Origin of the sequence: Klebsiella terrigena, assembly GCF_006539725.1 — a bacterium.
Lineage (GTDB): Bacteria > Pseudomonadota > Gammaproteobacteria > Enterobacterales > Enterobacteriaceae > Klebsiella > Klebsiella terrigena.
Map to the genome: position 1 here is coordinate 25,918 of NZ_BJNO01000014.1, position 12,210 is coordinate 38,127.

Below are 12,210 nucleotides of genomic sequence, written 5' to 3' on the forward strand. Positions count from 1 at the left end.
GGGCGACAGCTTTACGGCCCGGGTGGCCGCGAAACTATCAATGCCTAGGCTTGCTCCGCCGGACGACGGCGAATAATAAACCCCGCCAGCCAGAAGCTAATGACCCAGGTCACCAGCCCCACGGCATAGGATTGCCAGCCCTGAGTTTCAAACCCCAGCAGCCCCACCACGCCGTTCAGAATAAAAATTAACCCCAGCGCAATAGCGTAATAGTGCCAGTCACGGCGAATTTTATCAGTGAGCTTCATGACAACTCCAACGGCAAAAAAAGCATCTTCGCACAGGCGCAATCCGCGGTCTGTAGCGACGTTGAGAATTATTTAACAGTGGGAGATGGCTCTCCCTTTGCCAAACTTTTAACGCGCTCGCAAAGCGATAAGTTCAGGAATATTCCTGGCCGAAAATTACCAGCAATCTGATACTGGATAGCGCCCCCCGCTGCCAAAATAATCGCCGTGTAGCCGGTGTAAAAACGGCTGAGAAGTGGAGTACGGAGGTTATATGGCAGAGTTTGCCTTTTCAAAAACGCTCTTTGGCAAAAAAAGAAGGAGCCCGCTGACCAGCAGCAATATCGCCTACGGACTGTTTGTGCTGTTCTGCTTCTGGGCCGGAGCGCAAATGCTGAGCATGCTGGTGCACGCGCCCGGCGTTTTTGAACACTTAATACAGGTCCAGAACACCCAACATCCGCGCATAGAAATAGGTCTGGCGGTGGGGACAATATTTGGCCTGGTCCCCTTTCTGATTGGCTGCCTGCTGGTGGCTCTTCTCGGGCTTATCCTGCGCTGGCGCAATAATCGCTAACGACGCGCCATGCAGCTGGCGCGCCGCTCATCAACCCGCTTCGCGAACCAGGCGGTTGTCAGATTTCGCGTAATTTTAGGGCTTTCGAGCTGGATCCCGGGGAGGATTTCCCGCGGTACGGCCTTGCCTGCTTTCTTATCCGCAAGACGGAAAACCTGCTGATAGAGGTCGGTTTTCTCAAACGCCAGGCTATCGCCTTTCTTCAGCTGTCGGTGAATATCGTCATCGCTCATCGCCAGCTGTCCGGCTACGCGCCGCACCGCCAGCTCTGTGGTCCCCGGCTCGTCGCTGTCGTAGCGAATCAAATCCCCGTCCAGCGCCAGCTTCACGCCGCTGACTTTGCTGACCGCATGTTGAAATGCGGCATTGCGGCTGGCGTACCAGCCGGCGTTGAAATCAGCAAAACGATACAGCGGCGCGCTATAGTTCGCCGGATAGTTCAGCAAATGCCGGGTGCCAAACCACAGGCCGCCGCGCAGGCTAAAGACCTCCTTGCGCACGCTGCCCTCCATTTTCCACGGATAGCCGTCGGTGTGCTGCTGGGCAAAGGCGATGCTGACCTGCATCGGGCCGCCGGTATGCACCGGGTTGAGGGAGCCAAACAGAGTCTGGCCCATCGGTACCATGTCGATAAAATCGTCAAAAACGGCGCTTAGCTGCTTCTCCGTTTTCACGCTATCCAGGCGCTCGCTGTAGCTTTTGCCGTTCGGGGAAGGAATTTTTAGCGCGGTATGCACGACGAACAGCGGAATGTGCATTTTCTCCGCCCGGCGGTCTATCTCCTGCCAGGCGATTTTATTCAGCCCAGGCACCACCGGATCAGACTGATAGTTGGACTCCTGCTGGGCCACGGCGAGCACCGAACAGACGTTTTCTTCCGTCGGCGCCAGCTTCTGGCTTTCGAAGGCTTTAGCTATCGCCTGCGCCCATTCATCACGGTCCTTCACGCTGGCCGGCATTTTTTGCCGGACTACGGCGGCAACGTCCACGGGCTTTTCGCCTTTTTTTAGCGCCGGTCCCTGATTACTGGTACAGGCGCTGAGAACCATCCCCGCCAGAAGCGTCAGGGAGAGCGAAACGATACGAGTAGAGGCTGCTGCCGCCATAATCCTTCCTTGAGATAATTAACCGAGCGTTTGCGTGACTTCATTTAACTCTTTGCCATCGAGCTCACGCTCAAAGCTGCGCAGACGTTTGTAGATGGACATCAGCTCCACCAGCGTCGTCCAGGAGCTGATCAGGTACTGGAACGAACCGCGCACCTGGCCAAATACGTTGGTTATCTGCGTCATCAGGCCCAGCGTAATCGTACCGGCAACGATCGACGGAAAAAGCAGGAACAAACCGAAAACGTTATCGACCTGCAGATAGAGAATGCGCGCGATGTTGAAGTACATGTAGTGGAAATAGAGGCGGAAATAGTTGCGGCGTACGGCGCCGAACAGCTCGCGTACGGTCGGTGGCGTCGCGCGAGCGGCGTCATCTTCGCCGTATACCAGCTCTTTACGATAGGCCGCCTCAACGCGCTGGTTTTTAAACTCCAGCCCCGGCAGCTTGATCCCCACCACCGCCAGCATACCGGTGCCCATCAGCGACCAGACGATCGCCGCAATCACCAGGCCATACGGCAGGTGGCCAACAATCGGCAGGTCCGGCACGTGCTCGGACAGGGTGACCAGCACCGGCAGAAAGGCAATCAGGGTCATCACCGCGTTGATAAAGCTCACGCCCATATCTTCAAGGGTAGAGGCAAAGCGCATGGTATCTTCCTGCACACGCTGGGCCGCGCCTTCGATATGGCGTAAATGGTGCCAGTGCGCCATGTAGTGTTCGTTCATCGCGGTACGCCAGCGGAAGACGTAGTGGCTGACGAAAAAGTTGTTCATCACGCCGATAATCACCGCAATAACCGCAATCCCGAGGAATACGCCAATCTCTTGATAAAACTGGTTAATGCTGACCTTATGCGGCGTGGCCAGCGCGGCCTGTATCAGATCGTAGAACGGCGCGTACCAGGCGTTGATCGCCACCCCCACTTCCACCAGGAACCAGGTGACGAAGATAATCAGCGACGTGCCGAGGATCGACCAGTACTGCCAGCGATGCGGGCACCAGCTAAACCAAAACAGGGCGAAAACGCCGACGCAGAACAGGTAGTAGGCGTAAAAAACCAAATAGTTCAGCGACCAGAAGCGCGCGGCGCTGATGGCCACGTTTTGCGATGCGCCGGCCATTCGCAGCAGCCAGTCGCCGCCGCCCGCCTGCCAAAAGATCACCGCCAGCAGCGACCAGATAAAGGCAGAGATAAAAAACGGCCCCGGTTTGGGGAAAAAAGATTTAAACATCATGCTCTCCTGCTAACTTCTTATCATTCTGATTATGCTGTGTACCACGACAATGCCCGCCGCAGAGGAGCAGCGGCAAGGAAAGGCGACCGAATTATGAGACCGGATATCAGCAGCTTAGTTCGTCTGCCAGGCGCTAAGAATTGTTTCTGTGGATTTCACGCGTACAGGATTGCCGGGGACGGTCAGCGTACGCCAGACCTCGTTATAGTGGGCAATCAGCGTTTGCGCCTGCGCCGCCGGGCGGTTAGCGGTAGTATGCGCATCTTCGGCGACGGTTAGGGCATAGCCGCGGCTGGCGCCGTTTTTGATGGTGGTATCAACGCAATAGTCCGTTGCGCAGCCGCAAATCACAAACTGCGTAATGTCCTGCTCGCTCAACACCTGCGCGAGGCGGGTCTGGTAAAACGCATCGCAGGCGGTTTTGGTGACAAAAATTGCATTTTCCGGCTGCTCCACCTCAGGCAGCAGCGCAAAACCTTCGCTTCCCTCTTCCAGCCCGCCATCCTCTGCGTGCTGAATAAAAATCACGCGATCCGCCGCGCGGATCAGGCGGTTAATTTGTGCGACGCAGCGCTCACGCTCAATACGCGGGGTCGCAAAAACGCCATTTTGCATATCTACTACCATTACTACCCGTTGAGCGGCCATGTCTCTCTCTCTTACAACCTGATTAACCAAACAATAATCATACGCGCCCGCCGGGTAAAGCGGGTATCGAAAGCGTAAAAAATCGTTTTTTACGCACCGTTACGTTTTTCCGTGAAATATTGTCGTCATTGCGCTTCGCTGTGCGCCGCTTCGTAGTATAAATACGCTCTATATCTCTTTTCATCATATGGATACCCCCGTTGAAACGTAGTCTGCTCATTTTTGCTGCGCTGTGCGCGGCGTCGTGGACATCGGTCCAGGCTGCTCAACCGAGCGTCGATCCGGAATTTGCCTCCGATGTTGTCGACCGTTATGCCAACCATATCTACTACGGTAGCGGCGCCACCGGCATGGCGCTGGTCGTCATCGACGGTAACCAGCGCGTTTTTCGCAGCTTTGGCGAGACGCGTCCGGGCAATAATGAACATCCTCAGCTGGATTCCGTTATCCGCATCGCCTCACTGAGCAAGCTGATGACCAGCGAAATGCTGGTGAAAATGCTCGATCAGGGGGTGGTGAAGCTTAACGATCCGCTGAGCAAATACGCTCCGCCGGGCGCTCGGGTGCCGAGCTATCAGGGCACGCCGATTACGCTGGTTAACCTGGCGACGCATACCAGCGCCCTGCCGCGTGAACAGCCCGGCGGCGCGGCGCACCGCGCGGTCTTCGTCTGGCCAACCCGCCAGCAGCGCTGGGAATGGCTGTCGACGACGTCTTTAAAAGCCGCGCCCGGCTCGCAGGCCGCCTACTCCAACCTCGCGTTTGATCTGCTGGCGGACGCCCTCTCGAACGCCGCGGGCAAGCCTTATCCGCAGCTGTTTGAAGAGCAAATTACCCGCCCGCTGGGCATGAAGGACACCACCTTTACGCCATCGCCGGATCAGTGTGGCCGCCTGATGGTCGCCGAGAAGGGCGCCAGCCCGTGCAACAACACCCTGGCGGCGATCGGCAGCGGCGGCGTTTACTCCACGCCGGGCGATATGATGCGCTGGATGCAGCAGTTCCTCTCCTCTGATTTTTACACCCGCGGCCAGCAGGCTGACCGCATGCAGACGCTGATCTATCAGCGCAGCCAGCTGACCCGCGTTATCGGTATGGACGTGCCGGGGAAAGCCGATGCGCTGGGCCTTGGCTGGGTTTATATGAAGCCGAAGAATGGGCATCCGGGCATTATTCAGAAGACCGGCGGCGGCGGCGGATTTATTACCTACATGGCGATGAACCCGCAGGCTAACGTGGGTGCCTTCGTGGTCGTCACCCGTTCCTCGCTGACGCGCTTTAGCAATATGAGTAACGGCATCAACGATCTGGTCAGCGAACTCAGCGGCGAAAAACCGCTGCCCGTTCCCGAATCCTGATTAATATTCTGAAGGCAAATGGTTGATGCTGACCAGTTTGCCTTTATCCATTTCGATATAGCCGCCCTTACGCAGAGCAGCAAGCACTTCGGCAACAACGGAGCGCGAAATACGTGTTTTTTGATGAATATAATTCATAACGCCAATACGGAAACGTAATTCTTCGTCCCAGTCAATCATCGACAGCAGCGTTGCGCGAATTTGCTCATAGGAGTTATTACCGATTAGCTGCAGGTCGCGTAGCTCCATAATGCGGTTATGCCATACAAGCCAGCAGAATGCGTCGCGCCACAAATTATTCTGGTCGATTATTTTAATCGCCAGGGAGGAAGGCAGGTGGTATCCGCTGCACTCTCCTTCGGTCATTAATTTATATTTCACCTCATTTTTCATTACCCCATCGGCCAGCCCGATAATAAAAGGGGCCTGAGCGATGCCCACAAGGATATTTTCACCTCGGCGCAGCGAGATTACGCCGGCTAAAATAACCACCGTTTGGTCACAATGTATATCGTTCGAAAATATAATCTGCTTTTCACTACAAAAATCGAAGCGCGTGCCGTATTTTGACAGGCATTGATCCAGCTGACCAAATTCATTAAGCGGTTTACTCAGCGATAGCATTTATGCATTCCTGACAATAATGCCCGTCAACTCCTTGACGGGCATACTTTTAGATTAAATAACCTTTAATGTTTTATCACTGCAAACTATCTTACCAGGTGTATTTAACGCCCACGTTAGCAGACCAGTCCTGATCCACATCCCCGCCGCCGAGGTAGCTCACATCAGAGTAGGCGCTGAAGCTGCGGGTAAAGCTGAACTGCGTACCCAGCCCAACGCGTACCGCAGAACCTTCGGTGCCGTTATCGATAGCATCCCCGTTGACCTTAGCGTTGTTGTCGGCATCGTCATACACGTAGGCCAGCTTGAAGTAAGGCGTAAGCGCCTGATCGCTGCCATAGCTAAAGGTGTAGCCCGCGTCAACGCCCAGCTCATAGCGCATGCTGTCGTAAGACTGTTCGCCCACTTTCATGCCGTTGCTCAGGCGGTAGTCGTCCCCGGACTGGAACAGGCCGGATACGCTGCCGTACGGGGTCACATAGCCCGCATCGCCCAGCTTCCAGTCGTAGCCCAGCTTCAGACCAAAGCCCCAGGCGTCTGTGGAAGTCCTGCCATCGACGTACTGGCCGTTGCTCATGTTGGCAGACAGCTCGTTGCTGAAGCGAGAGTAGTTCAGAGAACTGTCAACAAAAACGTTGTTTGCAAAGCGAGCGGACGAGTAGACGTAGGCCGTCTGGCTGTCCTGATCCACCTGACCGCTGCGATCGCTCAGGTCGCCTTTCACGAAGCCCGCTGCGGCCCCGACGATCCACTGGGCATGGTTCCCCTCAATTTTGCTATCCAGCCCCAGCATGACGCCGTTCACGTTCTGATCGTAGCTGATAGCGTCATTGTCGCCGTTGAAGCTACCGCCAAAGTAGCTGCCCCAGACGCCGCCGTTATCCGCCAGACCATGCCGGGAGTGGGTCAGACGAGTCGCCACGGTATCCTGCTGCAGGTTCCAGATATTGCTGTTAGCGGACGGGATGCTGAGCGCCATATTCGCGTAATCGGTCAGCGACCGCTGCTGCATAACCACCACGTTGCCTTCCTGCTTAGCCTGCCAGGTGTAGGCACCCAGATCGGCTTTGTTTGCCGCAGAGAAGGTGGCGGTGCTGCTCTTGTCGTTGACATAGACCAGCTCTTTGCCTTTGTAATCAGCAATGGAGCCCGTACCGACCGCGTTATCAATACGCACTTTATAGTTGCCGGTGGCGGCCGCAACGTTGTCGCCCGCGTTATCCACTTCGGACTGGTCAAAAGAGGTATCGGAGTCACCGTTGCCGTTGATGGTCAGGTGACCATCAGAGTTCATGGCGATGATGCCGTAGCCGTAGTTAGGCTTAGCGGTATCATTAGTGCGATCGTTGGTTAAATCGGCATTCAGCACGAAGCGATTGCTGTGAACATTAAACACGCCAGCATGTACATCCCCGCGGGCATCCGTCGAGCTGGTCAGGTTCAGCGTATCGGCCTGCAGCGCGTACGCCGTGCCGTTGCCGACGTCCAGAATACCGTCGTGAGTCACGTTGACGAAGTTGGTATACAGCGCAGCATCATCCACGCCCCAGCCGGCGGAGACATCGTCGGCAATCGTGACGGTACTGCTGTCGATTGTCAGCGCGTGGGTCGCCACGTGGCCATCTTCATCGATCTTCAGGACAGAGCCGCCGGTCAGAGAGATGGTGTCAGAGACCAGGGTGGAGTCCGCTACGTTGACCACAGAACCGCTGTTGATGCTTAAAGTATCAATCAGCGACGTTTTGGTCGTATCCCACCGTGAACCGCCGTTCAGCGTCACGTTGAACAGACCGCTCTGATAGACTTCGTTGCCGGCAACGTGACCGCTTTCACTGTAGGCCGTGTCGCTGCTGTTGACACCATAGGTTGACCATGGCCACAGGCTGTTCGCCGCGACATCAATCAGCGTTGCGGTCGCTTCAGTGCCTTCGCCAAAGCTGTCGTAAACGCCATCGCCATCAGAATCGATCTGATGCGTGGAGATCGCGGCCCCCACCCACTTGCTGCCGTTATTCAGCGTAACATCCATACGATCGGTACCATCCCAACCGTTAGTGTCTACGGCAGAATTGGTATCCCGATAGCTGTCCGCACCGTTCGGGAAGAAATTGTGGTCAAAGTTACTGGAAAATAAGATATCCCCCATCAGGGTCGAATGAGTAAGGTTAACCGTCGTCTGCATCGCGTTATCCGCATTCGGATTGGCGATGGCGGAGATCGCGACGTCATCAGCATTGAAGCCGGTACCGCCGTTCACGCTCAGGCCGCTCCCGCCGTAATCGCTGGCGTTATTGTTGTTGCCGAACCAGCCGGAGGTGCCTTCATCCGACCATGAGCCGGACGTCACGGTAGAATCCGCTACGCTAATCGTGTTCTGAAACACTTTGCCGCTGTTGACGCCGGTGCTGACGGTATTGTCGTCAATATCTCCCCACTCGTAGCCCTGAGTCAGAGTGATGCCGGCAACATGGGAGTTATTTTTGACGGCCAGATCGACCTCCTGATCCAGCGTAATGGCCGTCCCCAGATCGTAAACGTCAACAGCATGCGTATCTACGGAGCCATCGGCGTGCGTGCCGTTGTAGGTATAGTGCTCGTAGTTATCATCAATGGTCGAGTTATCAACGGTCAGCGCCAGGCGGTCATAAACGTAGCCGGTAGCGTCACGCCCCACGCAGTCGGTGGTCATGCACTCGGAGGTGATCATCCCGTGAATGGTGCTGTTTTTAATAGTCAGGCTATTGCTGTTCGCGTTGGTAGCAAGACCATCGTCCAGATAGTAAGTCGAGATCACGCCATTAACGACGGACTTATTGATGACAGGATAAATGTCACCGTTATAAATACTGTCCGTCGCATAGTTATTCCAGCCTACATAGCCATTATAGTAAACGCCGTCAGCATAGGCAGCGTCGTTATAATGTTTAAATGTCGTGTAGTTGGTTCCAGATATATCAGTAACAGCACTTGCCTGAGAGGTGATAGCCAAAGTGCAGGCTAATGCTAATTGTGAAACTACAAATTTCTTTTTCCAAGGGTGCATTGTCATCCCTCCTCAGGGACGTAATATCGTTGATCCATCAATTATCAATACGTAGAAGAACATTATTATGCTTCGCGGAACGATTATGCGGTGTCAGCGGGGAAAGGTTCAATTATTCTTTAGCCAAAGTCCGAAACCGGACAATAATTTAATCAGCCCACTTCTCAGAAAGAAAAAATAAACACTCTAACTTCAGTTAATTAGCCACCAAATAAACAGAAGGTATAAAACAAACAAATACATTAGCAAACAAACAAAACAACAATGAATAAGCAGACCAACACCCTCGCCCACATTAAATATATAAATCCCATTAACTCCAAAAACATCCAATAAAAAAATAAACATTATCTTGGAATATAAATATTCGCCATGCGCATGCAATTCAGGAACCCATTATTATTGCCAGCGCCGTTCGCGAGGGGAGATTTTAAGCCACTTTCGTAAAACGCCCGCCCTCAGGTTCGGGTATACTGCAGTCTTTCATTTCACAAAATCAGGCAAACCATGACAGATTTAATCACTCGCCCGCGCCGCTTGCGTCAGTCCGCTTCGCTACGAGCTATGTTTGAAGAGACAACACTGAGTTTGAATGACCTGGTGTTGCCGATCTTTGTTGAAGAAGAAATCGACGATTACAAAGCCATCGAGGCCATGCCCGGCGTGATGCGCATCCCGGAGAAACACCTGGCGCGTGAAATCGAGCGTATCGCTAACGCCGGTATCCGGTCGGTGATGACCTTCGGTATTTCCCATCACACCGATGCCAACGGCAGCGATGCCTGGAACGAAAACGGCCTGGTCGCGCGGATGTCGCGTATCTGTAAGGATGCGGTACCGGAGATGATCGTGATGTCCGATACCTGCTTCTGCGAATACACCTCCCACGGCCACTGCGGCGTACTCTGTGAGCACGGCGTAGACAACGATGCCACCCTCGTGAACCTCGGCAAGCAGGCGGTTGTTGCGGCAGCGGCCGGCGCTGATTTTATCGCGCCATCCGCCGCGATGGACGGTCAGGTGCAGGCGATTCGCCAGGCGCTGGATGCCGCCGGCTTTACCCGCACGGCCATCATGTCCTACTCCACCAAATTTGCCTCTTCGTTCTACGGCCCGTTCCGCGAAGCGGCGGGCACCGCGCTGAAGGGCGATCGTAAAACCTATCAGATGAGCCCGATGAACCGCCGGGAAGCAATTCGCGAGTCGCTGCTCGATGAAGCCCAGGGCGCTGATTGCCTGATGGTGAAACCGGCCGGCGCCTATCTTGATATCCTGCGCGATATCCGCGAGCGCAGCGATCTGCCGATCGGTGCTTACCAGGTCAGCGGCGAGTACGCGATGATCAAATTTGCCGCTCAGGCGGGCGCCATCGATGAAGAAAAAGTGGTTCTGGAAAGTCTTGGAGCCATTAAGCGCGCCGGCGCGGATCTGATATTCAGCTACTTCGCCCTTGATCTCGCCGAGAAGAAAATCCTGCGCTAAATCCGCCTTGCGGGCGCCAGGCTCCGCGCGCAGGCCGGGAACTCTCCTGACCTGCGCCGCGCTTTCGGGCCTGACAATGCCGAATCTTCACCCAACTGCAATATAAGCGACACTTCCGCCTTCTACTGTCTGGGCAGGACCGAGGAGGAAGCGCTATGTTTAGTCTCGACCATGTACTCGACAACCTGTGGCCTCAGGCCAGGCCCGCCGCCTGGCAAAAGAAGCTGCTAAAAAAACTCCTCCATGAGGAAGAGTTTCAACAATTTGCCGCCCGCCATCGTCACCTGAAGGGGCTCGATACGGTCGAACAGGTGCTGGAACACCTGAATATTCGCTGCGCAATCCCGGCGCACGATCTGGAACAAATTCCTGAACACGGCCCGCTGGTGATCGTTGCCAATCATCCTACCGGTACCCTCGACGGCCTTGCCCTACTCTATGCCGTCTCCCGCGTTCGCCGCGATGTGAAAGTCGTGACCAACCGCCTGTTGACCCACCTTGAGCCGCTCAGCTCGCTGTTCATTCCGGTCGATAACATCAACGGCCGTACCGCTAAAGCCGCGCTGCAGCAAATGGATCGCCAGTTGCAAAACGGCGGCGTGCTGATCTTTTTCCCGGCAGGTGAAGTCTCACGCCCGACGCGCCGGGGGATCCGCGATAAGAAATGGCACCCCGGCTTTATCAAGCTGGCGACCAAATATCGCGCCCCGCTGCTGCCGGTGTGGATCCGCGCGCACAACAGCGCCCTGTTTTACGCCAGCACCCTGCTTTCAGAAAACCTGCCGCTGCTGCTGCTCATGCAGCAAATGTTCCGTCGCCGCAACAGCAGCCTGCCGATCGGCATTGGTCAGCAGATTGCCTGGTCCAGCTGGTATAGCCCGCAGATGTCTCCTCGGGAGCTAGCGGACCGCTGCTATCGCCACGTCGAGCTGATGGGCAAAGGTCTGGCGGGCATATTTAAAACGGAAAGCGCCATCGCCCGCCCCGAAGACCGCGCGCTGATAAAACGCGAGCTGCACCGCGCGGAGAGCCTGGGGCACACCGCCGATGGCAAAACCATCTATCTGTGGCAGCGCAACGGTCAGGACGACGCCCCGCTGCTGCGCGAGCTCGGCCGCCTGCGGGAGATCGCCTTTCGCGCGGTGGGGGAAGGTAGCGGCAAGCGTCGCGACGTCGACGGCTATGACGACGATTATCTGCATCTGATTCTGTGGGACGAGGAAGATCTGGAGATCGTCGGCGCCTATCGCTTTATGCCCACCGCAATGCAGCTGGAAAAGCGCGGGATGGAGGGGATTTACAGCTATAGCCTGTTCCATTACGACCAGCGGATGGACGACATTCTCCAGTACGGTATTGAGCTGGGGCGCAGCTTTATTCAGCCGCGCTACTGGGGACGGCGCGGGCTGGATTATCTGTGGTCGGGCATCGGTGCCTACCTCGCACGCTACCCGCACTATCGCTATCTGTTCGGCCCGGTGTCGATTTCTGGCGGCCTGCCGCCGGCGGCCCGCGATCTGCTGGTGGCCTTCTATCGGCTGTGGTTCCCGGCGACCCACCCGCTGGCGGAGTCGCGCCGTCCCTATCCCGCTTCGCTACCGGACGTGCTGGCGCAGTTTAGCGGCGAGGATTATGCCGAGGATCTCACCCGGCTGAAGTCCCTGCTCGGCAATCTCGGCTGCGCCATTCCCCCGCTGTATAAGCAATACTCAGAAGTGTGCGAGCCGGGCGGCGTGCAGTTTATCGATTTCGGCAGCGATCCTGACTTCAACAACTGCGTGGACGGGCTGGTGCTGGTGGATTTGACCTACCTGAAGGCCAACCGCTATCAGCGTTATATCGGCGCGCATCTATAAAGCGTCATCTCCCGGCCTGCGGCGCGCAGCGCCATAGCCGGGCGTCC

At 55.8% G+C, this 12,210-nt stretch carries 10 protein-coding genes; 4 read left to right on the forward strand and 6 right to left on the reverse strand.

Going from position 1 to position 12,210, the window contains the following annotated elements; genetic code table 11:
• Positions 1–44 precede the first annotated feature (44 nt).
• On the reverse strand, positions 45–248 hold the full coding sequence (locus RTE01_RS15825) for a DUF2754 family protein (RefSeq protein WP_041144251.1): 204 nt from the start codon (positions 246–248) through the stop codon (positions 45–47).
• A 253-nt stretch (positions 249–501) separates the two neighbouring features.
• Here RTE01_RS15825 and RTE01_RS15830 point away from each other — a divergent pair, with 253 nt between their 5' ends.
• On the forward strand, positions 502–804 hold the full coding sequence (locus tag RTE01_RS15830) for a DUF2755 family protein (RefSeq protein WP_041144250.1): 303 nt from the start codon (positions 502–504) through the stop codon (positions 802–804).
• Here RTE01_RS15830 and RTE01_RS15835 read toward each other — a convergent pair.
• From RTE01_RS15835 to RTE01_RS15845, 3 genes are all read right to left on the reverse strand, one after another.
• Positions 801–1,910, reverse strand: coding sequence for a DUF1615 domain-containing protein (locus RTE01_RS15835; protein ID WP_041144249.1), 1,110 nt, complete (start codon positions 1,908–1,910; stop codon positions 801–803). The two genes, RTE01_RS15830 and RTE01_RS15835, sit on opposite strands and share 4 nt — an antisense overlap.
• 18 nt (positions 1,911–1,928) lie before the next feature.
• The gene (gene sbmA, locus RTE01_RS15840) at positions 1,929–3,149 is read right to left on the reverse strand and encodes a peptide antibiotic transporter SbmA (protein WP_041144248.1); all 1,221 of its coding nucleotides are present in this window, start codon (positions 3,147–3,149) and stop codon (positions 1,929–1,931) included.
• Positions 3,150–3,266: 117 nt separating this feature from the next.
• Positions 3,267–3,779 carry an isochorismatase family protein gene (locus RTE01_RS15845; RefSeq protein WP_166793765.1) on the reverse strand — a complete coding sequence of 171 codons (513 nt, stop codon included), beginning with the start codon at positions 3,777–3,779 and terminating at the stop codon, positions 3,267–3,269.
• A 221-nt stretch (positions 3,780–4,000) separates the two neighbouring features.
• Here RTE01_RS15845 and ampH point away from each other — a divergent pair, with 221 nt between their 5' ends.
• Positions 4,001–5,158 (forward strand): D-alanyl-D-alanine-carboxypeptidase/endopeptidase AmpH, encoded by a 1,158-nt coding sequence (gene ampH / locus RTE01_RS15850; protein ID WP_041144246.1) that lies wholly within the window; start codon positions 4,001–4,003, stop codon positions 5,156–5,158.
• Here ampH and iprA read toward each other — a convergent pair whose 3' ends face one another.
• Positions 5,159–5,782: a hydrogen peroxide resistance inhibitor IprA gene (iprA, locus tag RTE01_RS15855; RefSeq protein ID WP_041144245.1), complete on the reverse strand. Its 624-nt coding sequence runs from the start codon at positions 5,780–5,782 to the stop codon at positions 5,159–5,161.
• A gap of 91 nt (positions 5,783–5,873) precedes the next feature.
• Complete coding sequence (gene ehaB, locus RTE01_RS15860; RefSeq protein ID WP_134525313.1) at positions 5,874–8,825, reverse strand: autotransporter adhesin EhaB; 2,952 nt, start codon at positions 8,823–8,825, stop codon at positions 5,874–5,876.
• Between the two features lie 507 nt (positions 8,826–9,332).
• On the opposite strand from ehaB, the gene hemB reads away from it, so the two are divergent.
• Positions 9,333–10,307, forward strand: a complete 975-nt coding sequence (hemB, locus tag RTE01_RS15865) for a porphobilinogen synthase (protein WP_041144243.1) — start codon at positions 9,333–9,335, stop codon at positions 10,305–10,307.
• Between the two features lie 155 nt (positions 10,308–10,462).
• Entirely contained in the window at positions 10,463–12,163 is a 1,701-nt protein-coding gene (locus RTE01_RS15870; protein WP_134525312.1) for a lysophospholipid acyltransferase family protein, read from the forward strand.
• The last annotated feature ends 47 nt before the right edge of the window (positions 12,164–12,210 follow it).

Coding starts and splice junctions, on each gene's coding strand:
- sbmA (WP_041144248.1), bottom strand. CDS start 3,149: ATGTTTAAATCTTTTTTCCCCAAACCGGGGCCGTTTTTTATCTCTGCC.
- RTE01_RS15870 (WP_134525312.1), top strand. CDS start 10,463: ATGTTTAGTCTCGACCATGTACTCGACAACCTGTGGCCTCAGGCCAGG.
- ehaB (WP_134525313.1), bottom strand. CDS start 8,825: ATGCACCCTTGGAAAAAGAAATTTGTAGTTTCACAATTAGCATTAGCC.
- RTE01_RS15845 (WP_166793765.1), bottom strand. CDS start 3,779: ATGGTAGTAGATATGCAAAATGGCGTTTTTGCGACCCCGCGTATTGAG.
- RTE01_RS15830 (WP_041144250.1), top strand. CDS start 502: ATGGCAGAGTTTGCCTTTTCAAAAACGCTCTTTGGCAAAAAAAGAAGG.
- RTE01_RS15835 (WP_041144249.1), bottom strand. CDS start 1,910: ATGGCGGCAGCAGCCTCTACTCGTATCGTTTCGCTCTCCCTGACGCTT.
- RTE01_RS15825 (WP_041144251.1), bottom strand. CDS start 248: ATGAAGCTCACTGATAAAATTCGCCGTGACTGGCACTATTACGCTATT.
- hemB (WP_041144243.1), top strand. CDS start 9,333: ATGACAGATTTAATCACTCGCCCGCGCCGCTTGCGTCAGTCCGCTTCG.
- iprA (WP_041144245.1), bottom strand. CDS start 5,782: ATGCTATCGCTGAGTAAACCGCTTAATGAATTTGGTCAGCTGGATCAA.